23 protein-coding genes are annotated in these 26053 nt (G+C 66.1%); 14 read left to right on the forward strand and 9 right to left on the reverse strand.

Going from position 1 to position 26053, the window contains the following annotated elements:
• The first annotated feature begins 28 nt into the window (after positions 1-28).
• Together Q0Q48_RS23255 and Q0Q48_RS23260 are read left to right on the forward strand one after the other, a co-directional pair.
• Complete coding sequence (locus Q0Q48_RS23255) at positions 29-1831, forward strand: cation:proton antiporter (RefSeq protein ID WP_295143350.1); 1803 nt, start codon at positions 29-31, stop codon at positions 1829-1831.
• Positions 1828-2496, forward strand: coding sequence for an endonuclease/exonuclease/phosphatase family protein (locus tag Q0Q48_RS23260; RefSeq protein ID WP_295143353.1), 669 nt, complete (start codon positions 1828-1830; stop codon positions 2494-2496). Before Q0Q48_RS23255 ends, Q0Q48_RS23260 begins: the two co-directional genes overlap by 4 nt.
• Here the strand turns inward: Q0Q48_RS23260 and Q0Q48_RS23265 are convergent.
• Together Q0Q48_RS23265 and Q0Q48_RS23270 are read right to left on the reverse strand one after the other, a co-directional pair.
• Positions 2487-3896 carry a phospholipase D-like domain-containing protein gene (locus Q0Q48_RS23265; protein WP_295143355.1) on the reverse strand — a complete coding sequence of 470 codons (1410 nt, stop codon included), beginning with the start codon at positions 3894-3896 and terminating at the stop codon, positions 2487-2489. The genes Q0Q48_RS23260 and Q0Q48_RS23265 overlap by 10 nt on opposite strands.
• 119 nt (positions 3897-4015) lie before the next feature.
• Positions 4016-5008: an MDR family oxidoreductase gene (locus tag Q0Q48_RS23270; protein ID WP_295143358.1), complete on the reverse strand. Its 993-nt coding sequence runs from the start codon at positions 5006-5008 to the stop codon at positions 4016-4018.
• Between the two features lie 331 nt (positions 5009-5339).
• On the opposite strand from Q0Q48_RS23270, the gene Q0Q48_RS23275 reads away from it, so the two are divergent.
• The 11 genes from Q0Q48_RS23275 (at position 5340) to Q0Q48_RS23325 (ending at position 17928) form a co-directional block, all read left to right on the forward strand.
• Positions 5340-6371 (forward strand): hypothetical protein, encoded by a 1032-nt coding sequence (locus Q0Q48_RS23275; RefSeq protein WP_295143362.1) that lies wholly within the window; start codon positions 5340-5342, stop codon positions 6369-6371.
• Positions 6372-6459: 88 nt separating this feature from the next.
• Positions 6460-7344, forward strand: a complete 885-nt coding sequence (locus tag Q0Q48_RS23280) for a folate-binding protein (protein WP_295143365.1) — start codon at positions 6460-6462, stop codon at positions 7342-7344.
• A 44-nt stretch (positions 7345-7388) separates the two neighbouring features.
• Positions 7389-9200, forward strand: coding sequence for a gamma-glutamyltransferase family protein (locus Q0Q48_RS23285; RefSeq protein ID WP_295143368.1), 1812 nt, complete (start codon positions 7389-7391; stop codon positions 9198-9200).
• Positions 9201-9233: 33 nt separating this feature from the next.
• Positions 9234-10217, forward strand: a complete 984-nt coding sequence (locus Q0Q48_RS23290) for an ABC transporter ATP-binding protein (RefSeq protein ID WP_295143371.1) — start codon at positions 9234-9236, stop codon at positions 10215-10217.
• Positions 10214-11293, forward strand: coding sequence for an ABC transporter ATP-binding protein (locus Q0Q48_RS23295; RefSeq protein ID WP_295143374.1), 1080 nt, complete (start codon positions 10214-10216; stop codon positions 11291-11293). The genes Q0Q48_RS23290 and Q0Q48_RS23295 overlap by 4 nt, the downstream gene beginning before the upstream one ends.
• Entirely contained in the window at positions 11290-12807 is a 1518-nt protein-coding gene (locus Q0Q48_RS23300) for an ABC transporter substrate-binding protein (protein WP_295143377.1), read from the forward strand. The genes Q0Q48_RS23295 and Q0Q48_RS23300 overlap by 4 nt, the downstream gene beginning before the upstream one ends.
• Before the next feature lie 9 nt (positions 12808-12816).
• On the forward strand, positions 12817-13758 hold the full coding sequence (locus tag Q0Q48_RS23305) for an ABC transporter permease (protein WP_295143379.1): 942 nt from the start codon (positions 12817-12819) through the stop codon (positions 13756-13758).
• A 5-nt stretch (positions 13759-13763) separates the two neighbouring features.
• A complete protein-coding gene (locus Q0Q48_RS23310; protein WP_295143382.1) occupies positions 13764-14651 on the forward strand; it encodes an ABC transporter permease in 888 nt (295 codons plus the stop codon).
• A 141-nt stretch (positions 14652-14792) separates the two neighbouring features.
• On the forward strand, positions 14793-16805 hold the full coding sequence (locus tag Q0Q48_RS23315) for an FUSC family protein (protein ID WP_295143385.1): 2013 nt from the start codon (positions 14793-14795) through the stop codon (positions 16803-16805).
• Complete coding sequence (locus tag Q0Q48_RS23320) at positions 16802-17017, forward strand: DUF1656 domain-containing protein (RefSeq protein ID WP_295143388.1); 216 nt, start codon at positions 16802-16804, stop codon at positions 17015-17017. The genes Q0Q48_RS23315 and Q0Q48_RS23320 overlap by 4 nt, the downstream gene beginning before the upstream one ends.
• A complete protein-coding gene (locus Q0Q48_RS23325; RefSeq protein ID WP_295143391.1) occupies positions 17014-17928 on the forward strand; it encodes an HlyD family secretion protein in 915 nt (304 codons plus the stop codon). Before Q0Q48_RS23320 ends, Q0Q48_RS23325 begins: the two co-directional genes overlap by 4 nt.
• Before the next feature lie 4 nt (positions 17929-17932).
• Here the strand turns inward: Q0Q48_RS23325 and Q0Q48_RS23330 are convergent, their stop codons facing one another.
• The 4 genes from Q0Q48_RS23330 to Q0Q48_RS23345 form a co-directional block, all read right to left on the reverse strand.
• Positions 17933-18196, reverse strand: a complete 264-nt coding sequence (locus Q0Q48_RS23330) for a hypothetical protein (RefSeq protein ID WP_295143394.1) — start codon at positions 18194-18196, stop codon at positions 17933-17935.
• A 144-nt stretch (positions 18197-18340) separates the two neighbouring features.
• A complete protein-coding gene (locus Q0Q48_RS23335; protein ID WP_295143397.1) occupies positions 18341-18904 on the reverse strand; it encodes a GNAT family N-acetyltransferase in 564 nt (187 codons plus the stop codon).
• A 14-nt stretch (positions 18905-18918) separates the two neighbouring features.
• The gene (locus tag Q0Q48_RS23340) at positions 18919-19536 is read right to left on the reverse strand and encodes a GNAT family N-acetyltransferase (protein ID WP_295143400.1); all 618 of its coding nucleotides are present in this window, start codon (positions 19534-19536) and stop codon (positions 18919-18921) included.
• A 1-nt stretch (position 19537) separates the two neighbouring features.
• Positions 19538-20833, reverse strand: coding sequence for a hypothetical protein (locus Q0Q48_RS23345; RefSeq protein WP_295143402.1), 1296 nt, complete (start codon positions 20831-20833; stop codon positions 19538-19540).
• A 232-nt stretch (positions 20834-21065) separates the two neighbouring features.
• On the opposite strand from Q0Q48_RS23345, the gene Q0Q48_RS23350 reads away from it, so the two are divergent.
• Positions 21066-22025 (forward strand): LysR family transcriptional regulator, encoded by a 960-nt coding sequence (locus Q0Q48_RS23350; RefSeq protein ID WP_295143404.1) that lies wholly within the window; start codon positions 21066-21068, stop codon positions 22023-22025.
• Here the strand turns inward: Q0Q48_RS23350 and Q0Q48_RS23355 are convergent.
• Genes Q0Q48_RS23355 through ppdK form a run of 3 tightly spaced genes read right to left on the reverse strand, consistent with a single transcriptional unit; the run spans position 22022 to position 26051 of the window.
• Positions 22022-22447, reverse strand: a complete 426-nt coding sequence (locus Q0Q48_RS23355; protein ID WP_295143407.1) for an HIT family protein — start codon at positions 22445-22447, stop codon at positions 22022-22024. The genes Q0Q48_RS23350 and Q0Q48_RS23355 overlap by 4 nt on opposite strands.
• Complete coding sequence (locus Q0Q48_RS23360; RefSeq protein ID WP_295143408.1) at positions 22447-23379, reverse strand: ArgK/MeaB family GTPase; 933 nt, start codon at positions 23377-23379, stop codon at positions 22447-22449. The genes Q0Q48_RS23355 and Q0Q48_RS23360 overlap by 1 nt, the downstream gene beginning before the upstream one ends.
• On the reverse strand, positions 23376-26051 hold the full coding sequence (gene ppdK, locus Q0Q48_RS23365) for a pyruvate, phosphate dikinase (protein WP_295143409.1): 2676 nt from the start codon (positions 26049-26051) through the stop codon (positions 23376-23378). The genes Q0Q48_RS23360 and ppdK overlap by 4 nt, the downstream gene beginning before the upstream one ends.
• Positions 26052-26053 lie beyond the last annotated feature (2 nt).

Consider the following 26053-nt stretch of genomic DNA (forward strand, 5'->3'; position numbering starts at 1 on the left):
CGCCGCTCGCAGTCTATGTTTGCCGGAGATGGCAGGCCCCAGCGACATTTACATATTCAAAGACGCCCTCATCGTCCTCGGGACAGCGGCCGTCGTCGCGCCCGTCGTGCATCGCCTCAAGATCAGCCCGGTCCTCGGTTTCCTGGTCGTTGGCGCCGCGCTGGGCCCGCACGGGCTTGGCCGCCTCGCCGACTATTCCCGTGCCATCGACTGGTTGACCGTCACTGGCGAGAAGCAGATCGCCTTCATCGCCGATCTCGGCATCGTCTTCCTGCTATTCTTCATCGGCCTCGAACTCTCGATGCGCCGCCTGATCACCATGCGCCGCCTGGTCTTCGGACTGGGCGGCTTGCAGGTCGTTCTTTCGGCGGCCGTCATCAGTCTGGTCGCGCTCTGGCTCGGCCAGGCAGCGGCCGCAGCGCTCATCATCGGCAGCTGCCTCGCGCTATCCTCGACCGCCATCGTGATGGAATTGCTGTCCGGACAGCGCCGCATGATGTCCACCACCGGCCGCACCAGCTTCGCCATCCTGCTGGCGCAGGACCTTGCGGTCGTTCCGCTGCTGTTCCTGGTGAGTGCGCTCGGCGGGCATTCGGAAGGCTCGGTTGTCCAAGGCGTCATCGTCGCCCTCGTCGAGGCCATTCTGGCCATCGCGGTGATCGCGATAGTCGGCCGCCTCGTGCTGAAGCCGCTGTTCCGGCTGGCCGCCAGCACCGACAATCCGGAATTCTTCATGGCGGCAACCCTGCTGATCGCTGTCGGTTCGGGTGTGATCGCGTCCCTTGCGGGCCTCTCGATGGCGCTTGGCGCCTTCATCGCGGGACTACTGCTTGCGGAGACGGAATATCGGCGCGCCGTCGAGGCCATGATCGACCCGTTCCGCGGGCTGCTGCTCGGAGTCTTCTTCTTCTCGGTCGGCATGCATATCGACCTGAGCTTCATCTGGCGGGAACCGGTGCTGGTGATCGGCGGCTTCATGGCCATGATGGCCGCCAAGACGGCCCTGCTGGTCCCCCTCTGCCGCCTGTTCGGCATACCGTGGGCCGCCAGCGTCGAGACCGGCCTGCTCCTGGCGCCGGGCGGCGAGTTCGCCTTCATCGGCATCGGGCTCGCCGCGCAGTTCAACCTGGTCGATCCCGGGGTGGCGGCGGGCGTCCTCGCGGTGGTGTCGCTCACCATGGGCACACTTCCCTTCGTGTCGCTGTTCGCGCGTCGAGCCGCCCAGCGCGTTGCCAAGCAGGTGACGGGCGATGCGCCCGCGACACAGCTGCCTCCGTCCGACCACGCCAAGCGCGTGATCGTGGTCGGCCACGGTCGCGTAGGTCAGCTCGTCTGCGACCTGCTCGACAAGCACGAGATTTCCTACATCGCCGCCGACCGCGACGCCGCCCGCGTCGAGCGCTGGCGCAAGCTCGGGCGCCCCGTCTATTTCGGCGACGCCTCGAACTCGCTGTTTCTGCAGCGCTGCGGCATCGACGAGGCGACAGGCGTCATCGTCACCATCGACACGGCGGCGGTCGACGACGTCGTGCGTGCCGTGCGCGCACGGCGGCCCGACGTGATGATCGTAGCGCGGGCCCATGACGCCCAGCATGCGCTGCATCTCTACACGCTGGCGGTCACAGACACCGTGCCGGAGACCATCGAGGCGAGCCTGCAGCTGGCCGAATCCGCACTCGTCGGCCTGGGCGTCCCCATGGGCCTCGTCATTGCCTCGATCCACGAGCGGCGCGAGCAGGTGCGCAACGAACTGCAGGCCGCCGCCGGCGGCACCGGATCGATGACGGCGCAAATCCGACGCGCCAGGCGCGAGAAGGGCGTCAAGCCGTGAAGGTCATCAGCTGGAACCTGCTGCGCCTCACCGGCGCTGCCGTCGAGGATGTGGCGACGCTGATCGACAGCCAGAAGCCCGACATCCTTCTCATGCAGGAAGCGACCCGGCATATCGAGGCGCTGCCCGGCCTGGTCGGCGGCCATTTCTACAGGCTGTCGTGGCTCGGGCGGATTCACGGGCTGGCGGTCTGGAGCCCGACCCATTTTCCACGCCCCGTGGCCCTCTCCCTGCCGGCGTCGCGACTGCCTGGGCGGCTGCCGCGCCGGCGGGCCCAGATCATCCAGATGGGCGACATCACCTTCGCCAACGTTCATCTTTCGCACGGCCAGCTTCTCAACCGCCGGCAGCTTGCCCGCGTCGCCGCGGCACTGCAGGGAAAGCCGTCGGCGATCATCGGCGACTACAATGCCGTCGGGCCGATCTTCCTGCCCGGGTTCACCGACGTCGGCCCGCGCGAGCCGACACATCTCTCGGGCAACGTCATGCCCGTTCGCCTCGACCGCTGCCTGGCCCATGGGCTCGTCTGCCGGGCGTCCGCGGCACTTGATTTCGGCCCGTCAGACCATCGGCCCATCAGGCTCGAATTGCACCTCGAGGGGCCTCACGCCGAGCTCGCTCCATCGCCGGCCCGCAAGGACAGGCTGCGCCGCTTCTACAGGTAGGGCTGCAGCAGCCGCGCCGCGCTGTTGCGCAGGCGGATCGGCAACGAGACGCCATCGATATCGGCCACCGTCATTCGGCGCTTCGGGGTCGTCGCCGCGACGATCTGGCGCGCGAAGGCCGCGTCGTGCAGTTCGACGTTCAGCTCGAAGTTCAGACGGAAGCTGCGCGTATCCCAGTTGGCACTGCCAATGAACGACCAGGAATCGTCGATCGTCATGAGCTTGGAATGATCGAACGGCGCCGGCAGCAGCCAGATGCGGCAGCCCGCCTGGATCAGCGGCTGGAGCGGCACCTGCCGGGCCCAGTCGAGGATCACATGATTGGAGTTCTCCGGCAGCAGGATGTCGACGTTGATGCCGCGCATCGCGGCCAGACCCAGCGCCATGGTGAGCGGTTCGCCCGGCAGGAAGTACGGAGTCACCACGCGGATCGATTCGCGCGCGCAGGAAATGGCATGCAAGGCGACGAACTCGATCTGCTCCATGTCCTCGTCGGGACCGGAGGGCACGACGCGCGCCATTACCGTCCCGACCGGCTCGAGCGTGGGAAACCAGCCATCATCGAGTTGCTCGCCCGTCGTGAACTGCCAGTCGTCGGCGAAGGCATCGGTGAGCTGCTCGACGACCGGACCTTCGATGCGGAAATGCGTGTCGCGCACGGGATGGGCGGGGTTTTCGGCGGTGACGTTTTCCGCTCCGATATTGAGCCCGCCCGTGAAGGCCACCCGGCCGTCGATGACCAGCAGCTTGCGGTGATTGCGCAGGTTCACGAAGGGCGTGCGCCAGGGAAAATAGGAATGCAGGAAACGCGCGATCGGAACACCTGCCTGCCGCAGCCGGTTGTAGGTGCCCGACCAGAAGTAGCCGCCGCCGACCCCGTCGATCAGGACGCGTACTTTCACGCCGCGCCGCTGGGCCTCGATCAGGGCCTCGTGGAACTTCTCGCCGGCCGAGTCGGCGCGGAAAATATAGCTGCAGAGGCCGACAGTCGTCCTGGCACGGCCGATTTCCTCGAGCATCCGCGGGTAGGCCTCGTCGCCACTGTGCAGCATCTCGACGATGTTGCCCGGCTTCGACGGCAGGCCCGTCAGCCGCCCGACCGCGTATTCCAGCGGCGTCAGCGAATCCCGCGCGACTGTCGCCGTGGAGGTGGCTGCTGCAAGAGGTGTGTGTTGTCTCTTGAGCCTCAGGGCACGCCGCTTCACGCGATTGATGCCCATGATGGCGTAGAGCAGCCCCCCCAGGAAGGGCGAGAGCCAGGCGATGCCGATCCACGAAACCGCGGCGCCGACGCTACGCTTGTAGAGCAGAACGTGGACCGTGACGGCTACCGCAATGGCGACGTGGCCTACCGCGGCGGCCGTTCCGACCAACGCCGCTACATTGTCATCGAGAGTCACTTCGCCCGTTCCCCCGGTTCCTGCAACGCGGCTGGTCGAGGGACTGTTCTAGCGACGACCCAGGCCGAACGCCATGCGCCTGGCGCCCGCTTCAGGCGGGCGGAATTGACGTGGCACCATCATCTGTTCACGTCGACGACAATGCGACCGCGGACCTCCCCCTTGAGGATCCTGGGGGCCAGAGCCATCAGATCGTCGAGGCCCGCCTCGCTCACGGTGCTCTCGAGCTTGTCGAGCGGCAGGTCGTCCCCGAGACGGCGCCACGCTTCCTCGCGGGGCGCCTTCGGCAGCATCACGGAGTCGATGCCGTAGACGGTTATACCGCGCAGGATGAACGGCAGGATCGAACCCGGGAACGACGGTCCGGCTGCGAGACCGCAGACCGCCGCCGCACCGCCATACTTCACCTGCGCCAGCGCCCGGGCAAACATCACGCCGGACACGGTATCGACGACGCCGGCGAAGCGCTCGCCGAGCAGCGGCCGGTCGGGCGCTTCGGTCAGTTCCTTGCGGTCCATGATCGTCGTGGCACCGAGCGACTTGAGGTATTCGCCTTCCTGTGGCCGGCCGGTTGCCGCCACCACCGCGTAGCCGAGTTTCGCCAGGATCGCGACGGCTACCGAGCCGACCCCGCCGGCTGCTCCCGTGACCAGGATCTCGCCCTTTGCCGGATCAATGCCGTGCTTCTCGAGGGCCATTACGCAGAGCATCGATGTGTAGCCCGCCGTGCCGATCGCCATCGCATGCCGGGTCGAGAGGGAAGCCGGCAACTTGACGAGCCAGTCACCTTTCACGCGCGCCCTGGTGGCGTAGCCGCCCCAATGAAGCTCTCCCACGCGATAGCCATTCAACACGACCTTGTCGCCCGCCTTGAACGCGGCATTCCCGGAGCTTTCGACCGTGCCGGCAAAGTCAATGCCACCGACATGGGGCCAGGTTTTGACCAATCCACCACCGGTGGTGAGCACCAGACCGTCCTTGTAGTTCAGGGTCGAATAATCGATCGCCACGACGACGTCGCCCGCCGGCAGCTTGTCCTCGGGCAGCGTTTCGATGGCGCCGCTGACCTTTCGGTCGGCACCCTGAGTCAAGACAAGCGCGCGGAAAGTCATGGAAACTCCCTATCAAATCGAAGCAGCTCTGTAGCAAGACCGCCAAGGCTCAAACAGTCTCGCCGGGGGGCCCGTTTCGCTGTCCGCATTGCAGCCAACCGCCGGCGTCAGGCCGAGAACAGGGCGCTCCAAGGGCAACAGCGAATACCCACTGCAAAAATAATGTTCATCTCTTCAGCAGACGAAACCCTTACGAATGCGTGCATCGAAACTTGCGTCGCTACTAGGACGTCATGCAAAAAAAGGCGAACAAGAACGCTTCAATACTGGTAAAGTTAATTGTCGTACAAATTACGGGGAGATTAGGGGCGCTACCTGCGTACCGGTTTGCATGTTTGGAACTTATCGCCTCCCCGTCCTGTCGACCGTGCCGCGCTCGGGCACCTGGTTCCTGCGCTATCTTTTCTCATTCGTATGCCATCTCGAACAAGGTGGCCGCCTCGACGATCTCTTGACGGGCGAAGTCATCGGCAATCCCCATGGGGCGACCTTCGACTTCACTCGCTTCAGAGGCGGGCCGCTGTTCCGAGTGGCCGGGACCTTGCCGGACGAACATATGTTCATCGGTCATACGGTGTGCCCCGGCTTCCACGACGTGGTTTCGGCAAAGCATTGGTGGCGGCGCACTTCGTTCCACGTGCCCGGCTACGATTGCTTCCACGAGGAGACGAGCTATCGGCACACGCCCGTGGATCTGGCGAACTACGCCTATGCTCCGGTCAGGGTGACGGCCATGGACCGCGCGGCGAGCAAGGGGCGCGGAGCCCCTATCGCCCTCGTCTACCGTAACCCGGTCGATCAGGCTTTCTCTTATTTCCGCTACTGCCAGGCACATGTCAGTCCGGCATACCATTTGCTTCGGGGTCGCCCGGTCGCCGATATGTCCTTCCGGGAATACCTGCTCGACGCGGCGCTGGTCTCGTACGCTCGCCAGTTCATCTCCTATCAGTTCCAGGCTGAGCGGTATCCCGGCCTGGTGAAGCTGATCCCCTACGAAAACCTGATCGACCGGCCGGTCGAAACGGCAACGCACCTGCTCGACCATTTCTGCGGTACACACCGAGACTGGCCGATGTTGCCTGCCGCGGTACGGCTGGTGCGGAAGGAACATATGCGCGCCATCGAGGGCAAGCTCGGCAATTCGCTCGACGGCACCCGCAACGGCCAGGACAGCCACATGCGCCCGTCGGAGGACGCCGGGCGTGACGGGCTGGCGGACCCTGCGCTTCGCGACGAGACAATTGCCCGGTTGAGCGATCTCGGCGTGGATTGCAGCCTCTTCAGTTGGCCGAGCCATCGCGCCGCAACTGCGCGGCAGGACTTTCTGGAAGACGTTCGACGGCGAGAGCACGCATATCGCTGACAGGTTTCGCTCCGGCCGGGATTATCCACATTGCGTCTGTGGCCATGAGATGCTTGCCAAGCATCGAAGCGGCCCCCAACTCTACGGCATGCCGTCCTTTTTCAGCCTCCAGCCCCATCGCAGTGTGATCTCCGTCGCGGGAGCTGACCGCGTCGAGTTCCTGCAGGGTCTGATCTCCAACGACACGAGGAAGGTGGCTCCGGACCACGCGATCTGGGCGGCGCTGCTCACGCCGCAGGGGAGATTCCTCAACGACATGTTCGTGGCCGATGCCGGCGGCGACACGTTCTTCGTTGAGACCGAACGCGAGCGGGCGCCGACGCTCGCGAAGAAACTCAAGATGTACACGCTGCGCTCCAAGGTCGACGTCGAGGATCTGGGAGCCACGCTCGAAGTCGCAGTGGCATTCGGCGACGACACGTCGAGCGCATTCGGCATCGAGGGAGCTGTCTCATTCGCCGATCCCCGACTGTCGAGGCTTGGCGTCCGCGTCATCGCTCCAGCCGGACAGGCCGCGGCGCTCCTGTCGGCCCGCGGCTTCACCGAAGCGTCCCTGGCCGCCTACGACGCGCTGCGCCTGCCGCTTGGCGTGCCCGACGGAAGCCGCGATCTTCAGGTCGAGAAGGCGCTGCTGCTCGAGAACGGCTTCGACGAGCTGAACGGCGTGGATTGGAAAAAGGGCTGCTACATGGGCCAGGAGCTGACGGCGCGCACCAAGTACCGCGCCCTGATCAGGAAGCGCCTTTTTCCCGTGAAGCTCGAGGGTCCGCTGCCGGAACCCGGGACGCCGGTCCATCGCGACGGCGAGGAAGTCGGCGAGGTGCGCTCCGGCACGGGGGATCGCGCTTTGGCGATGCTGCGGCTCGACGCGGCGCGCGCTGACGGTACCGCGCTGATGGCAGGTGCGACGCGCATCGTGCCGGAAATCCCTGACTGGATGCACCTTCCCGATCCGGGTGCCTCTAGCGGCTAGGGCCCACGGGCTTTAAGGTCTCTCCGCGCCGCCTGCCCGAGGAGATGACCGTGAAGCGTATCAATCCCAATCCCTTCACCACGCGGCCCGAGATCGTCGGCACGTTCGGCGTCGTCACCTCAACGCACTGGATCGCGACCGCCGTCGGCATGGGCATCCTCGAACGGGGCGGCAATGCCTTCGACGCCGCCGTCGCCACCGCCTTCACCCTGCAGGTCGTCGAGCCGCATCTCTGCGGTCCCGGCGGCGATGCGCCGCTGATCCTGCACGATGTGCGCCGCGGCAAGACCGAGGTCGTGTGCGGCCAGGGGCCGATGCCGGCGGGCGCCACCATCGCTCATTACAAGGGGCTGGGCCTCGACCTCATCCCCGGCACCGGCCTCCTGCCGGCCTGCATCCCAGGCACGTTCGATGCCTATATGCTGATCCTGCGTGACTACGGAACGATGCGCTTGGCCGACGTGCTGGCGCCCGCCATCGGCTACTGGCTGAACGGCCATCCCCTCGTCGAACGCGCGAGCGCGACCATCGCCACCGTCGCCGAACAGTTCCGTACCCATTGGAAAACGTCGGCCGCCGTGTTCCTGCCGGGCGGCGATGTTCCGAAGCCCGAGACCCTCTTCCGCAACGTCACCCTGGGCAATACGTATGCCCGCATCCTGAAGGAAGCCGAAGCGGGCGGCGGTGGACGCGAAGCCGAGATCGAGCGCGCGCGAAGGACCTGGAACCAGGGCTTCGTTGCCGAGGCGATCGACAAATTCTGCCGCACTGAAGACGTCATGGATGTCTCCGGCAAACCCAACCGGGGCGTGCTGACCGGCCAGGACATGGCGGGATGGCAGGCGACGGTCGAGGCGCCGCTCACCTACGACTACGGTCGGTACACGGTTTGCAAGGCGCACACCTGGACGCAGGGCCCGGTAGTCCTGCAGCAACTTGCGCTACTCAAAGGCTTCGACCTCGACGGCATGGATCCGACCAGTCCCGACTTCATCCACCTGCAGGTCGAATGCCTGAAGCTGGCCTATGCCGATCGCGAGGCCTTCTACGGCGATCCGGCCTTCGTCGACGTGCCGATGCAGACCCTGCTGTCGGACGCCTACAACGCCGATCGCCGCGCGCTGGTCGATCCGGCCTCCGCCTCGATGGAGCAGCGTCCCGGCAAGGTCGACGGCTATGGCGGCATGGTGAAACTGCGCCGCGCCGACGGGGTGAGGCTCGGCGTTGCGTCGAGCGGCGCGGGCGAACCCACGGTGGGTCGCGTCGGCCAGACCAACGGCGATACCGTGCATTTCGACATCATCGACAAGGACGGCAACATGATCTCGGCCACCCCCTCGGGCGGCTGGCTGCAGAGCTCGCCGGTCATTCCCGAGATCGGCTTTCCGCTTGGCACGCGCGGCCAGATGTTCTGGCTGGAGGAAGGGCTTCCGGGTTCGCTGGCGCCGGGTAAGCGGCCGCGCAGCACGCTCACGCCCACCCTCGCCCACCGCGACGACAAGCCGTACATGGTCTGGGGTTCCCCTGGCGGCGACCAGCAGGACCAGTGGGTCACGCAGCATTTCCTGCGCCACGTCCATTGCGGCATGAACCTGCAGGAGGCGATCGATGCGCCGGCCTGGCACAGCGAGCACTTCCCCTCCTCCTTCTGGCCGCGCACCGCGCGTCCCGGCGTGCTGGTGCTGGAAGGCCGCATTCCCAAGGACACCGTCGCCGAGTTGAAGAAACGCGGCCACGAGGTCGAGGTGAACGACGAATGGTCCGAAGGCCGCCTCACCGCCGCGACGCGCGACGATCCGTGGCGCAAGGCGGCCGCCAATCCGCGCGGCATGCAGGGCTATGCGGCGGGCCGATGAACGAGCCTCGACGGTCCTGGCGCCCTCCTGCCGATGAGTGACGCGCTCCTCGAACTGCGCGGACTGAGGGTGGACTTCGCCACCGACGATGGCGTGGTCCACGCCGTCGACGGCATCGATCTGGCTCTGGGCCGGGGCCGGACCCTCGGTCTGGTGGGCGAGTCGGGCTGCGGCAAGAGCGTCACGTCGCTCGCGATCATGGGTCTGTTGCCGCCGGAGAATTCGAAGGTCGGGGGCCAGGTCGTGTTCGAGGGACGCGATCTGCTGACCCTCGATGCGCATCTGATCCGCGACCTGCGCGGCGCGCGGCTCGCGATGATCTTCCAGGAGCCGATGACCTCGCTCAATCCCTCCTACACGATCGGCGACCAGATCATCGAGGCGATCCAGCGGCATCAGGACCTCGACAAGGCGGCCGCCCGCGCACGCGCCATCGAGGTGCTGAAGCTGGTGCGCATTCCTTCGCCCGAGAAGCGCATCGACGACTATCCGCACAAGCTTTCCGGCGGCATGCGCCAGCGCGCCATGATCGCCATGGCGCTGGCCTGCGGCCCGCAGCTCCTGATCGCCGACGAGCCGACGACGGCGCTCGACGTCACGATCCAGGCGCAGATCCTCGACCTGATGCGCGGCCTGCGCCGCGATACCGGGACCGCGATCATCCTGATCACCCACGATCTCGGCGTAGTGGCGGAAATGGCCGACGACGTGGCCGTGATGTACGCGGGCCAGATCGTCGAACGCGCGGCCGTGCGCGATCTCTTCGCGCGACCGGAGCATCCCTATACGGTCGGACTGCTGGGCTCGATCCCGCGCCTCGACGAGAAGCGCGAGCGGCTTCCCTCGATCGAGGGCCGCGTTCCCGACATGACCAGGCCGCCTCCCGGCTGCCGGTTCGCCGCCCGCTGCCCGTTCGTCGAACCCGAGTGCATCGCCGCTCCGCCCGCGCTCGTGGAAGTCGCACCGGGACACCTCTCGCGCTGCCGTCGCGCCCCACTCTCACGGGTCCTGACATGACCGGCGCCCTGCTCGAGGTCCGCGGACTTCAGAAGCACTTCCCGGTGAAGACCGGCGCCTTCGGACTCGTGTCCGGTCATGTCCGCGCCGTCGATGGCGTCGACTTCCATGTCGACGCGGGCGAGACGCTGGCGATCGTGGGTGAATCGGGCTGCGGCAAGTCGACGGTTGGCCGCCTGGTGCTGCGGCTGCTCGAACCGACGGGCGGCAGCGTTCGCTTCGAGGGCGAAGATCTTCTCCGACTGACAGACGCGCGCATGCGGGCGCAGCGGCGGCACATGCAGGTGATCTTCCAGGACCCCTATGCCTCGCTCAATCCACGCATGACCGTGGGAGCGATGCTGGGCGAGCCGTTGATGCTGCATGGGCTCGCCACGTCGGAGTCGGCGCGCCGCGCGCGGGTTGGAGAGCTGCTGGAACTGGTCGGGCTCAGGCCCGAGCACGCCCGCCGCTACCCGCACGAATTCTCCGGCGGCCAGCGCCAGCGGCTGGCGATCGCCCGTGCGCTGGCCGTCGAGCCCAAGCTCATCGTGGCCGACGAGCCGGTTTCGGCACTCGACGTCTCGATCCAGGCGCAAGTCGTCAATCTCATGCGCTCACTGCAGGCGCGCTTCGGCCTGGCCTACGTCTTCATCAGCCACGATCTGGCGGTCGTGAAGCATATCGCGGACCGCATCGCCGTCATGTATCTCGGCAAGATCGTCGAAACCGCGACGACGGACGAGCTCTTCCGCAGCCCGCGCCACCCCTACACACGCGCGCTGCTCTCGGCCGTCCCGCAGCCGGATCCGACCGTGATGCGCGAGCGCGCGCTCCTCGAAGGTGACATTCCGAGCGCGATGGATCCGCCGCCGGGCTGCCGCTTCCATACGCGCTGCATCTTTGCCCGCGAGTCCTGCAGGATCGATGTGCCGGAACTCGCCGATGACGGCGCAGGTCACGCCACCGCCTGTCCGTGGTGGCCCGACCTTCCTCCCGCGCCCCCGCTCGCCGAGGGAACGGGCAACAACGAAGACCGCATGCGACTGGCCCGCCTGCAGGCGGCGTTCGTCACCACTCAAACGGAGGCAACATGAAGAAGACCTTTCATCGCCTGACGCTGGCCGCCACATTCATGGGCCTCGCTTTGTCGGGCGCAGCCGCCCAGACCAACCTGCGCGTCGGTCTCGCCGAGGATCCGGACGTGCTCGATCCGACCCTGGCCCGCACCTATGTCGGTCGCATCGTCTTCTCCTCGATCTGCGACAAGCTCTTCGACATCGACGAAAAGCTGGCGATCGTGCCGCAGCTCGCGCTCGGCCACGAGACCTCGGCCGATGGCAAGACGGTTACGATCAAGCTGCGGCCCGGCGTGAAGTTCCATGACGGCGAGCCGTTCGACGCCGCCGCCGCGAAGTACAGCCTGGAACGCCACCTCAACATGAAGGGCTCGTTCCGCAGGCCCGAACTGGCCTCCGTCACTTCCATCGAGGTCGTCGATCAGACGACCGTCAAACTCAACCTCAAGGAGCCCTTCTCGCCCCTGCTGGCGCAGCTCACCGACCGCGCGGGCATGATGGTCTCGCCCAAGGCCGCGGAAGCGGCCGGCGACAAGTTCGGGCTGAAGCCGGTCTGCGCCGGTCCATACAAGTTCGTCGAGAGGGTCCAGCAGGATCGCATCGTGGTCGAGAAGTTCGCCGACTACTGGAACAAGGACCAGGTCTTCATCGACAAGATCACCTATTTGCCGATCACCGACTCGACCGTACGCCTGGCCAACCTGCGCTCCGGCAGCCTCGACATGATCGAGCGCGTGCTGGCCACCGACATCAAGACAGTGCGCGACAGTCCGAAGCTCAAGCTCGTGACGGCAGTCGAGCTCGGCTACCAGGGGCTCACCATCAACCTGTCCAACGGCCCGAAGGCCGACACGCCGCTCGCGAAGGACGCCCGGGTCCGCCAGGCCTTCGAGCTGTCGATCGATCGCGAGGCGCTGAACCAGGTCGTCTTCAACGGCGAGTTCGTGGTCGGCAACCAGTGGATCAACCCGACGAACCCCTACTACCAGCAGGCATTCCCGGTGCCGAAGCGTGACGTCGCCAGGGCGAAGGCACTGCTGAAGGAGGCCGGTGTCACGGGCCGCATGTCGCTCGACTTCATGGTGCCCAACAATCCCGAGACCCGGCAGGTCGCCGAGGTGCTGCAGTCGATGGTCGCGGAGACCGGGTTCGACCTCAAGATCCGCGTCACCGAGTTTGCGACCTCGCTGAAGCAGTCCGAGAGCGGTGACTACCAGCTCTATCTCATTGGATGGTCGGGCCGCAGCGACCCCGACGGAAACTCCTACATCTTCCACGTCTGCGGCCAGCCGCAGAACAATTCCGGCTATTGCGACAAGGAGGTCGACGCCTGGCACAACGAGGCGCGCATCAAGAGCGACCCGGCGGAACGCAAGAAGATCTACGAGAAGATCACCGCCAAGTACCTGCCCGAGGGCTCGATCAAGTACCTGTACCATCGCCGCGTGCTGGTGGCCCTCTCCGATAAGGTCGACGGCTACAAGCAGATGCCCGACGGGCTGATCCGCGTCGTCGGCGTCAAGCTGAAGTAAGATCGACCCTTGTTGACCTTCCTCTCCCAGCGCCTGCTGCAGATCATCCCGACGCTCATCCTGGTGTCGATGCTGATCTTCGGCCTGCAGCAGCTCCTGCCGGGTGACCCGGCGCTGATCATGGCGGGAGAGGAACGCGACCCGAAGGTGCTCGAGGAAATCCGCGAGCAGTATCGCCTGAACGAGCCGATCCCGGTCCAGTACTTCTACTGGATGAAGGGCGTACTCTCCGGGAACCTGGGTGAGTCGATGCGGCTCAAGAGTTCGGTATCGTCGCTGGTCGCCGAGAAGCTGCCGGTGACCCTGCAGCTCGCCGCCATGGCGCTGATCGTGGCGCTGGGCATCGGCATTCCGGCCGGCATCATATCGGCGGTGAAGAAGGACACCGCCTGGGACTATGGCGCCAACATTTTTGCCTTGTGGGGTCTCAGCACGCCCAATTTCTGGCTGGGCATCCTGATGATCTTCCTGTTCTCGGTGACGCTTGGCTGGCTGCCGGCCTCGGGCTACGTCCGGCTGGGGGAGGATTGGCGCGCCAGCCTTGCCACCACCGTCATGCCGGCCTTCGTGCTGGGCAACGCCATCGCCGCCGTTCTGATGCGTCACACGCGCAGCGCCATGCTGCAGGCGATGGGCGCGGATTACGTGCGGACCGCTCGCGCCAAAGGCCTTTACGAGAGGCGCGTGGTGCTGAAGCACGCGTTGCGCAATGCCATGACCCCGGTGATCACCCTGGGCGCCCTCGAGTTCGGCACGCTGCTGTCGGGCGCCGTGCTGACCGAGCAGATATTCACCATTCCCGGCTTCGGCAAACTGATCGTCGATTCGGTCTTCAACCGCGACTATGCGGTCGTCCAGGGCGTCGTACTGGTGACGGCCACGACCTACATCGTCCTGAACCTGCTGGCCGACGTGGCCTACGTGCTCGTCAATCCACGGCTGCGGGGGTGACCTCGATGACCGCCGCAGCCGTCGCCCCGCCCGCCCCCGCTTCCGATGCCCGCGAGGAGAACCCATGGGCGCGCGCCTGGCGTCGACTGAAGCGGCGCAAAGGCGCCATGTTCGGGCTGGTGGTCGTGGTCCTGTTCATCGTGGTCGCGATCCTCGCACCGCTGATCTCGCCCTATGATCCCATCGCCACCAGTTTCACGCAGGTACGCAAGCCGCCGTCATGGGCGCACTGGCTGGGCACCGACGAGGTCGGCCGCGACGTGCTGGCCCGCATCATCTGGGGGGCCCGCGCTTCGCTCAGCGCTGGTCTCGTCTCCGTTGGTATCGCGCTTGGCATCGGCGTGCCGCTCGGCCTGCTGGCGGGCTATGCCGGCGGCTGGATCGACGCCGTCCTTTCCCGCGTCGTCGACGCGATGCTCGCCATTCCGTTCCTGATCCTGGCAATCGCGCTGGCCGCCTTCCTCGGGCCGAGCCTGACCAACGCGATGATCGCCATCGGCGTCACCGCCACGCCGGTGTTTATCCGGCTGACCCGCGGCCAGACCATCGCCGCCAAGGTCGAGGACTATGTCGAAGCCGCGCGCGCGGTCGGCAATCCGCACTGGCGCATCGCGTTGCGCCACGTCCTGCCCAATATCGTGCCGCCCCTGCTCGTGCAGGCTTCGCTGGCCATCGCCGGCGCGATTATCGCCGAGGCCGCCCTCTCGTTCCTCGGCCTCGGCCAGCAACCTCCGGCGCCGTCGTGGGGCAGCATGCTGAACTCCGCCCAGCGCTTCATCGCCCAGGCGCCATGGATGGCCTTCTGGCCGGGCTTCGCGATCTTCTTCGCGGTCCTGTCGTTCAACCTGCTGGGCGACGGCCTGCGCGACGCGCTCGATCCGCGGCACAAATAGCCGGTTCGCGCATGCCTATACGAAGGTATAGGGAGACCAGACGAAGAAGCAGCCGGAGACAACCTTCGTAGTCTTGGCCGTCTACTGTCGCGTCGACGATGCTGCAGGCGACCGTGACACAGCCCCGGCTTCGCTGATCCGATGACGCTCACCCTCGTCCCGCAGGCTCTTCGCGCTTCTGGTGCCCCGCTTCTTTTCGGCTTCCGCCTCTGGGTCGCCGTCTGTCTCGCGCTGTTCGTCGCCTTCTGGCTGGAACTCGACAATGCGTCCTGGGCCGGGACCACGGCGGCTCTGGTCTGCCAGCCTCGGCTCGGTGCGTCCCTGCGCAATGGCTGGTTTCGCATATTGGGGACCGTGGGCGGCGCCTCGGCCATCGTCCTGCTGTCGGCCGCGGTTCCCCAGGAACGAGCTGCTTTCCTGTTCGGACTGGCCCTACTGTGTGGCGCATCGGCCTTCATCGCGGCCCAGCTCGGCAACGCCTCGGCCCTCTCCGCGGCCCTCGTCGGCGCAACGGCGGCGATCGTCGCGGGCGGCGAGCTGGGTGCCGTCGGCGGGCCGGACGGCCAGGCCTTCATGCTGGCGGTCAGCCGGGCCACGGAAATCTGCATAGGCGTCGTTGCCGCCAGCGTCGTTCTGGCGACCACCCATATCGGGGAGGCACCGCGCCGGCTGCAGGAGCAGATATCGGGTATCGCGGTCGAGATCCGGCGCCACATGTCGAGCATGCTCGCCCATGCCGGTGACATCCAGCCCGACTCGCAGGCGATCCGGCGCGATCTGGCGCGCAAGGTCATCGGCCTGAACGCGCAGATCGACGAAGCGGTCGGCGAGTCGTGGCAAGTCCGCTACAACGCGCCGCTCCTGCGCGCGGCGCTCGACGGGTTGCTTCAGGCGCTGATCAGCTGGCGCATCATCTCGATCCGGCTCGCGGCGCTTCCGGTCGGACACGCCGGCCGGGACGCCGGACGACTCGTCGAGCTGGCGCCCCAGCTCACCCCCGAAACGCCTCGACTCACGCCGGCGTACGCCGCGCCCGCCATGCTTCCCGGCAGCACCTGCGCCGCGACCATGCGCAGGTTGATCCGCGAGCCCGCCGATACGCCCTCCTTCCGGCTGCTCGCCGACGAGACCGTCAGACTCATGGCAGGCTTCGGCCGCGCGTTCGAGGGACTCGCCCTGCTGCAGGAGGGACGGGTGCCCCGCACTGCGGTCCGCGCCCGCCGATCGCCCTCGCTGGACATCCTGCCGGGCCTGGTCGCCGCCATACGGGCTTTCGCCGTCGTCCTGGTTGCGGCAGCCCTCTGGATCGTCACGGCATGGCCCAATGGATCCACGGCCATGGTCTGGGCGACCCTCGCGACGGTCATCTTCGCGGCCAGCGGCGACGAAGGTTTCACACGCGTGTCGGGCTGGGCGCTTGGAACCGCACTGGCCGCCGGATTCGCAGCCTTGATCGCTTTTGCCGTACTCCCAGGGGTCCACAGCTTCGTCGGATTGAGCCTCGTGCTCGGACTCTATCTCGTTCCCGCGGGTGCGCTCAGCTACCTGCCCCTGAAGCCGGCCATGTTCGGCGCGATGGCCACGCTCTTCGTGCCGCTTCTGAATCCAGAAAACCAGATGTCCTACGACACGGTGCAGTTCTACAACGCCGCGATGGCGGTCGTGGTGGGCTGCTGCATCGGCGCAATGTCCTACCTGATCCTGCCCCCGGTTTCGCCGGCCGTTCGGACACGCAGACTTCTCCGACTGACGCTCCGCGATTTTCGTTCGCTGTGTCGCACGCGTTCGACCCCGTCCTGCCGCGACTGGGAGACGCTGATGTACGACCGGATTGCCGTCATTCCCGATTCCGCGACGCCCCAGCAGCGCTCGGAAATCCTGGCCTCCCTCTCCCTGGGCCTCGCCGTGATCCGCATGCGCCACGTGTCCCTGCCGGCCTCCTTGCGGCCCCAGCTGGAAGCCGTCTTGTCCCTTCTCGCGCACGGTGACGTCACCGTCGCGCGCGACCGGCTCGTGCAGTTCGAGAGAGCGCTCGGCGATCCGCCCCCAATGCTTCGACGTGCGTCCGTCACCCGAGCACGCGGACTGCTGCAACTGATCGACGACGGTCTGGCGCAACACGCTGCGTACTTTTCCGGAGGATCCCTGACATGACATTCAGTGAAATGAACCTCTTCGGAGTCTACGTCGCACCGATCTCGGTCATGATGCTCGGCGCGTGGCTGGTGACGCTTCTGGTGCGCCGACTGCTGATGCTGAGCGGCCTCTTGCGCCACGTCTGGCATCCCTCCCTGTTCGCCCTCTCGCTCTTCCTGATCATCCTGTCGCTCATGGTCCTGGGCGCTCCGCTGGTGCGGGTGGCATGATGCCGACACGCGTGACGCAGTTCCTTCGCATCGGCGCGACTCTCGCCTTCGTGGCAGCCGCGATCGCCCTGTCCTGGGCCATGTGGCGAGAGTACATGGGCACGCCCTGGACGCGGGACGGCGTGGTCCGCAGCTACGTCGTGACAATGGCCCCCCAGGTTCCCGGACAGATCGTCGATGTTGCCGCGCGGGACAACCAGTTCGTGCGCAAGGGCGACGTGCTGGTCTCCATCGATCCGACGAATTACCGGATCGCGGTCGAATTGGCCGAGGCCGCTGTGAAGCAGGCAGAGGTCAATGCGCAGAACGCCAACATCCAGTCCGATCGGCGCGCGCGGCTCAGCGCCGAGGCCGTTTCCAAGGAGGAGCAGCAGACCTTCGCGACTCGCGCCCTGGCGAACCAGGCTCAGTACCAGCAGGCCATCGCCAATCTGAACCAGGCAAGGGTCAACCTGGAACGCACGCAGATCCGGTCGCCTGTCGACGGGTGGGTCACCAACCTGCTCGTCCAGCTCGGCGACTATGCCAACACCGGAGTCAACGTCGTGTCGGTCGTCGATGCCCATTCCTTCTGGGTCGACGCCTATTTCGAAGAGCCGCAGCTTGCCCGGATCCGGGAAGGCGCGCCGGTTCGCATGAAGCTGATGGGCTACGACGAGCTCATGCTCGGCCACGTCGAAAGCGTCGCACGAGGGATCAACGTCGCGAATGCACGGCCCGATCAACTCGGCCTTGCCATCGTCAACCCGATCTTCACCTGGGTTCGCCTCGCCCAGCGGGTACCTGTCCGCGTTCGCATATCGCAGGTACCGGCGGGTGTCCGCCTCGTTGCCGGGCTCACCGTCACGGTGGAAGTTGGCGAGACGCCGCCGGATCGCGACCGGCGTCACGACCTCCCCGGCGTCCCGTAACAGCCTAGTTGGGCAACGAGGTGTCGGCCAGCGCGAAGGCCGGCACGCCGCTGGTCAGCGTCGTGACACGCTCCTCGACCAGGAGCTGGGATACCGCCAGGAAGTGCACGAGTTCGCCGTCGCCCAGACGCTCGGCCTCCTCGATCATCTCCCGCACGCCATGCCACACCCTGAACAATGCCGCTGCCCGCTTCTTCTCGGAAAGCGGCGCGTGACCGCGCCGCCGCCGAATATTCGGTTCGACGATGATCTCGAATACATCCGTCATGTTCTATCCGCCCTGACGCTTACGCGTGGAACGCCCCTCCCCACCCGGCTGGCCGCCGGTTACCCCAGCGTACCGCAAAAGCGATGCCAAGCGAGGGCAATCCAGCACGAGGTTCTTCCGACCTCCGTAGGAGGGGCGCCCGCTTCAGGTGCGATCGCCGACCGGCAGACCCGACGGGTCGATCTGCGGTTCCTTGCGCAGGGTCACCGAATCCGGTGCCTCGGCCTCGGGCAATGGCTTGCTCAGGTCAACGGGCCGGACCATTGCCACCACGCGCTTGGGGCCCTTGCCGGTATCGTCGGCTTCGAGACGGCGCCAGCCGTGCCGTTCCCAGTACTTGATGTCCTGCGGCAGGGCTTGCGTGTAGAGCATCCGGCACCCGCGACTCTCGGCGATCCTGGCGCAGCGATCGATGAGGAGCTGGCCGATGTCGTTGCCGCGGAAGCGCTTCATCACCGCCAGCCGCTCCGGCATGGCGAATGACTGGAACCACCGCAGGCGAACCGCGCCCGCCGGCTCATCACCCAGGTAGGCGATGATGTGGGTGGCGCCGAAGTCATGGCCATCGAACTCCTCGGAGTAGGGCACATCCTGCTCGCCGATGAAGCAGGCGGCGCGAACCGCGAAGGCCTGAAGGGAGTCTTCCATCTTCATGGCCAGCTTGATGGTGACGGCCTGACCGCCGATCGAACGTGTGTTGGTGCTCATGTCTCCTACTCCCCTCAGCTCGCGCGCCGTTCGGTCCATTCCGCATGCGGACAGGACGCTCCCCGTTCCATCGATTCTTCCAGGATTCCCGGCATGTCGAGCTTGTCCTCCGGACGGTTCAGTACCATCGGGTCGGTCAGCACGGTCGGGGCGTCTGCGCCGACCTCGAGATCGCAGGCGAACGCGCCGTACTCATGATCGGAGAAGTGGAAGACCTTGTCATCGACCTTGCGGAAGCCGTCCTTCTCGAAGATCGGCCACAGGCGCTTCTGGCCGTGCAGGTAGGCCTTGGGATAGCCCTTCTTGCGGCAGAATTCCTTGGCCCAGCGCACGAACGGCAGGAAGAGGCCGTACGACCGGTAGCGCTTCAGGATGATGGCCCGCTCCAGCTTGGCGAAGCCCGCGAACCAGCGCACGCGAATGGATGCGGCCGGTTCACCATCGACGTAAAGGATCAGGTGGCTGGCCGTGTAGTCGTTGCCGTCATATTCCTCCCAGTATGGGCACTCCTGCTCGCCCATGAACACGGCCGCGCGCAGCATGAAGCACTGCATCATCTCGTCCGATGTCGATGCGAGCTTGATCGTGATCTCGGGCCGGTTGCTTGGACCCGCCGTCTCCTGTTCAGTCATCTCAGTCCCCTTCAGTCAAAACGCCGTTGTCATTCCGAAATCGCCGCCCTCCGGCCGAAACGATCGGAAGATTCTGTGAAATCTGTGCGAGCACGTCGGTGACGACCGGCGGTGTCATGCCCTTCGCGCCTCGCCGGATCGCGGTGGCGGAGATCTTGTCGCGGCGCAGGATGCACCAAGGGTAGATCCAGCCGCATTCGTCGCAGATCTGGCGGACCAGCATGCCGCCGAAATCCGTGCCGTGGAGCGTGTGAAGCCGCACCGCCGGATGACGCCGCTTGATCTCGGCGATCACGCCTTGGAACCCCTTGGCGTAGTAGGTCTCTGCGTAGACGGCGACCTCGACCTTGTCGGCCATGCCGGCTTCGGCCAGCGCCAGTTCGATCAGCGCGACGCGCGTTTCCGGCGGCAGGAAGACGTTGCCGGTCGGGAAGTAGTCGACGTTCGAATCGGCCTTGTCGGTCTTCTCGTAGACCTGGAACCCGTCCTTCAAGTGGCCGACCCGCAGCTCGCCCTTGCGGAAGGCATCCACGTGCAGCTTGGGAACCAGCACCGGATGGATGATGACCTTGTCGAGGCCGCGCTCGTCGATCGCCGCCTGGATGATGGAGAGGTGGGTGTTGTGAAACGGGTTGAATGTGCCGAAATACAGGCCGATCCCGCCCTTGGGGGCCGCGACGGAGCGCAGGTCCGACAGCAGACCGACCAGGAACAGCGTCCCGCCCAGGCCAAAGCCCAGGAGAAGGAAGCCCTCCCGTGCGCCCGGCACACCCGCCGTGCCCAGCGCCGCCAGCGTCACATTGACGAGGATGCCGACCAGCGTGTTGCGATTGGCGTCGCCCACCCCCCTCGCCACCAGAAAGCCGCCGAGGTACTGCGTTCCTTGCGACGCCAGTGTGGTGACGAGCGCAGCCCCGGCTATGCCGCCGACGGACGCCATTCCGAGTTGGTTGAGCGCACCCCCCCATAACATCAGCCAGAACATCACCAGGTTGAACGCCAACTGTGGGATGAACCGCCCAAGCCGACCGGCCGTGACGAAACCGAACTGGTTGTTCGCCCACAGTTCAGCCTTGTTGCTCAGCTTGGCGTAGCTCGGCAGGAATACCCCGACGAAGATTGACACGCAGATCAGCGTGGGGTTAGCCCAACTGCTGTGCGCATACGCATAGCTCAAGTATGTTAAAAGTCCGCCGAAGGCGGCCATGCGGGTCGAGGGACTGCGCAGGTAACGGCCGATTTTGCCGGCGCGAACCGCGGCCGGCGTTGATTTTCCGTCAGAGCCGATGGCGGCCACGGGTAGCACTCCTGTCTCGTTGCGAGCGTCGATCCGGATACTTACAACCGAAAAATCGACTGGCGAATACGTGAACTGGAGGTGCCGAAGGGTGCCGGCGCGGTCCGGAAAGCCGCCTAACCCCCTAAAATAAGACAGAAAACGACATTTCACCGATAATGGTGTAGGATGTAGAGCATGGAGCTCGCGTCAGATATGCGTGAGCGCAACTCTTATTGTATCGATTGTCACCATGGTCACGATCCCTCCGCGCAAGAACAAGGTGCCGAACATTCTCGGCGACTGGGATGACGTTCGTTTCTTCCTCGCCGTTGCAAAAACCGGAAGCTTCAGCGCCGCCGCCACCCAGTTGAACACCAAGCAGACGACCGTCGGTCGCCGCATCCAGGCGCTCGAGCGGCGTCTGGGCGCCAAGCTGTTCGACCGCCACCGCCACGGCATGGAAGTGACCCCGGCCGCCCGCGGCGTACTCGTGCAGGCCGAATCGATGATGTCCAACGCCACGGCGATCGAGCGGCACCTGGCCGGCCTCGACCGCGAGATGGCGGGAATCGTTCGCATCGCCGCAACCGAGGGCATCGCCGCCCACTGGCTCGTGCCGCGCCTGGGCGTGCTGCGCCGTACCCATCCCGATATCATCGTCCAGGTGATTGCCGGCGATCAGGTCCTCGACCTCGCCACCCGGCAGGCCGATCTCGCCATCCGCTTCTTCCGTCCGACCTCGAACCAGCTGGTCGCCGCGCGCGTCGGCCAGGTCAACATGTCGATCTTCGCCGCGCCTTCCTACATCGAGCAGTACGGCCTGCCGCAGACGCTCGAGGACATTCGCGATCACCATGTCGTCGATCACACGACGCTGCACAGCCTGCCGGCCATGAAGCCCTGGAGCGAAGTGGTCGAACGCAGCACCTCGGTGGTCCTGCGCACCAACTCGTCCTACGCCGCGATGGAAGCGGTGCAGACGGGCTACGGCATCTCGGTGTTCCCCGACTATATCGCCAAGTCTTCGAACCTCGTCGCGGCGCCGATCGATCTCAAGATCGTCCGCGACATCTGGCTGGTCAGCCATGAGGAGACCAACAAGGGTGCGCGCATCCGCACCGTGATCGACTATGTGCGCGACCAGTTCCGCCAGGACGAACGCGAGTGGTTCTCCACGACGCCGCGCAGCAGGTCGATAGCGGCTGCCTAGAGGGCGGCCTTCAACCTGTTGCAGATCGCCTCGATCTCGGCCTTGTCGCCGGGCGTGTAGGTCCAGTTGAGCCGCACCTTGTCGCCCGGATAGCGCGGCAGGATATGGACATGAAGATGGGGCACGCTCTGCCCCGCCCCTTCTCCATTGGACTGCAGCAGGTTCAGGCCGCTGGGCGTCAGCGTGTTCATGGCAGCCTTGGCCACGCGCTGGGCGGTCTTCGCCACAGCGGCGAGAATCTCCGGCGGGATGACGTCGACGGTCGGCCAGTGACCCTTGGCAACTGCCAGCGCATGGCCGGGATTGACCGGATTGATGTCCATGAAGGCGATCGTCGCCTCGTCCTCGAACAGCTTGAAGCACGGCAGCTGGCCCGCGACGATCTTGCAGAAGATGCAGCTGCCGTCGGTCGGATGGCTCATCATGGTCTCTCCAGGGCAACGCCGAGCTCGCGCAGCCGCTGAAAGGGCTGCCCGCCGGGCGCAAGGGCCAGATCCAAGCCCAGCCGGCCCAGTCTGGCAATGCCGTCGCGCCCGAACCGGTCGCGCAGCGATTGGACGACCCAACCCTCGCTCTGGCGGTGACGCGCCACGGCCAGTCGCCCGCCGTGCGATAGATGCTGCCGATGCGCCTCCAGCGCCGCCACCAGCCCGTCCATTCCCGCGCCGGTGCGGGAGGAAACGGCCAGCGCCTTGACCGGCCAGTCGCCGGCATCGCCTGCGGTGGCCAGCGACAATGCCCCCGCCACGTCGGCCCGCGCCCGTTCCGCGGTCGCCCCCATGTCGGCCTTGGTGACGACGACCAGGTGAGGAATCTCGACGATGCCCGCCTTCATGAACTGCAGCGAATCTCCCGAGCCCGGCTGGACGCAGAAGACGACCGTGTCGGCGACGCCGGCCACATCCGTCTCGGACTGACCCACGCCCACCGTCTCGATCAGCACGCGATCGAACAGGGCACGCATGACGACCATGGCGGCCACGGTCTGGTCGGCCAGCCCGCCCAGGCGGTCGCGGGCGGCCATGGAACGCACGAAACTGCCTGCGTCCGCCCCGTCATGGACGATGCGCACCCGGTCGCCCAGCAACGCGCCGCCGCTCGTCCGCGACGAGGGATCGACGGCAATCACGCCGACCGTCCTGCCGGCGCGTCGCCAAGCCGCGACCAGGGCGGCGCAAAGGGAGGATTTGCCGACGCCCGGCGGACCGGTGACGCCGACGACATGCGCCCGCGGCTCGCGCCATGCGGCGTCGAGCAGTGCCTGCGAGGCTTCGCTGTCGGGGTCGCGCTCCAGGCCGGCGAGGGCGGCGGCCAGGGCTCGCTTGCCGTCCGTGCGGAGCGCGGCCAGCGTCATTCGGTCTTGAGCGGACCGCCCAGCGCCGCCTGCGCCGCCGCCAGCCGCGCGATCGGTACGCGGTAGGGCGAACAGGAGACATAGTCGAGGCCGGCCTTTTGGCAGAAGAAGACCGAGGCCGGATCGCCGCCATGCTCGCCACAGATGCCGAGTTTCAGGCTGTTGCGCACCTTGCGGCCGCGCTCCGTCGCGATCTCGATCAGCTCACCCACGCCCTCGGTGTCGAGCGAGGCGAACGGATCGTGCTCGAAGATCCCGCGCTGCTGGTACTTCTCGAGGAACGAGGCCGAATCGTCTCGGCTGAGGCCGAACGTCGTCTGCGTCAGGTCGTTGGTGCCGAAGGAGAAGAACTCTGCGGTTTCCGCGATGTCGCCGGCACGCAGGGCCGCACGCGGCAGTTCGATCATTGTGCCGACGAGATATTCGAGTTTCTGGCCCGACGCGGTGCTCACTTCCTCGGCGACCTGGTCGATCACGACCTTCATCAGGTCGAGCTCCTTCTTCGTCGCCACCAGGGGGATCATGATTTCCGGCACGACGGTCTGGCCCGCCTTCTTCTGGACCTCCGCCACGGCCTCGAAGATGGCGCGGGCCTGCATTTCGTAGATCTCCGGATAGGAGATGCCGAGACGCACGCCGCGATGGCCGAGCATGGGGTTGAACTCATGCAGCTTGTTGGCGCGCTCCTCGACCTCCTTCGCGTCGACGCCGAGGTCCTTGGCGACGACTTCCATCTCAGCCGATGTCTTCGGCAGGAACTCGTGCAGCGGCGGGTCGAGGAGGCGGATCGTGACCGGCAGGCCGGCCATGATCTCGAACAGCTCCACGAAATCCTGGCGCTGCATCGGCTGGATCTTCGCCAGAGCCGCGCGCCGGCTCTTTTCATCGTCGGCCAGGATCATCTGGCGCACTGCCACGATGCGGTCGCCTTCGAAGAACATGTGCTCGGTGCGGCAGAGACCGATGCCTTCGGCGCCGAACTTGCGCGCCTGGGCGGCGTCAGCCGGCGTCTCGGCATTGGTGCGGATACCGAGCTTGCGGAACTCGTCGGCCCATTCCATCAGCTGGGCAAAGTCGCCGCTGAGCTCCGGCTGAACCGTCGGCACGACCCCCAGCATGATCTCGCCGGTGCCGCCGTCGAGGGTGATGGTCTCGCCGGTCTTGACCACCGTGCCGCGCACGCTGAGCGTCCCGGCCTTGCCGTCGATGCGCACGTCGCCGGCGCCCGCCACGCAGGGCTTGCCCATGCCGCGCGCAACCACGGCGGCGTGGCTGGTCATGCCGCCGGTCGAGGTCAGGATGCCTTCGGCGGCATGCATGCCGTGGATGTCCTCCGGGCTGGTCTCGCGGCGCACGAGGATGACTTTCTCGCCAGCGCGCGCCTGCTTCTCGGCGTCGTCGGCGGTGAACACCACCTTGCCCGAAGCGGCGCCCGGCGAGGCCGGCAAGCCCTTGGCGATCACCTTGCGGGCGGCCTTCGGATCCAGGGTCGGATGCAGCAGCTGGTCGAGCGAGGCCGGCACGATGCGAGCCACGGCTTCCTTCTTGTCGATCAGCCCCTCCTTGACCATTTCGACCGCGATCTTGAGGGCCGCCTTGGCGGTGCGCTTCCCGTTGCGGGTCTGCAGCATGTAGAGCTTGCCGCGCTGCACGGTGAACTCGATGTCCTGCATGTCGCAATAGTGCTTCTCGAGCCGCTGGCGCACGTCGGCCAGCTGCCTGAACACTTCCGGCATGACCTCTTCCATGGCCGGCGCATCGGACTTCTGGGCGAGCTTGCCCTGCACGGTGAGATGCTGCGGCGTACGGATGCCCGCGACCACGTCCTCTCCCTGCGCGTTCACGAGATACTCGCCATAGAACAGGTTGGTGCCGGTCGAGGGATCCCGCGTGAAGGCGACACCGGTGGCGCAATCCTCGCCCATGTTGCCGAACACCATGGCCTGGACGTTGACCGCCGTGCCCCAGCTCTCGGGAATCGAATGCAGGCGGCGGTAAGTGATTGCGCGCTGGTTCATCCACGAATCGAACACGGCGCCGACAGCGCCCCACAGTTGCTCGCGCGGCTCCTGGGGAAACGGCTTGCCGGTTCGCTTCTCGACCAGCTTCTTGTATTCGGCCACGACCGCGCGCCAATCGTCGGCCTTGAGGTCGGTGTCCATGGAGACGCCGAGATCCTCTTTCTTGATCTCGAGCGCTTCCTCGAAATAGTGATGGCCGACGTCGAGCACGACGTTCGAATACATCTGGATGAAACGCCGGTAGCTGTCCCAGGCGAAGCGCTCGTCGCCGGACGATTTGGCGAGGCCCAGCACCGTCTTGTCGTTGAGACCGAGGTTCAGCACCGTGTCCATCATGCCCGGCATCGAGGCGCGCGCGCCCGAACGGACCGAGACCAGCAGGGGATTGGCAGCGTCGCCGAACTGGGTGCCGACGATCTTCTCGACCAAGGCCAGTGCCTTCTCCACCTCGTCCATGAGTTCGGGCGGGTAGCTCTTCTTGTTGTCGTAGAAGTAGGTGCAGACTTCGGTGGTGATGGTGAAGCCCGGCGGCACCGGCAGGCCGAGACTCGACATCTCGGCCAGGTTGGCGCCCTTGCCCCCCAGCAGGTTGCGCATATCGGCGCGGCCTTCGGCCTTGCCATCCCCGAAACTGTAGACCCACTTGGCCATGC

It is taken from the genome of uncultured Reyranella sp. (assembly GCF_945957355.1).
Classification (GTDB): Bacteria; Pseudomonadota; Alphaproteobacteria; order Reyranellales; family Reyranellaceae; genus Reyranella.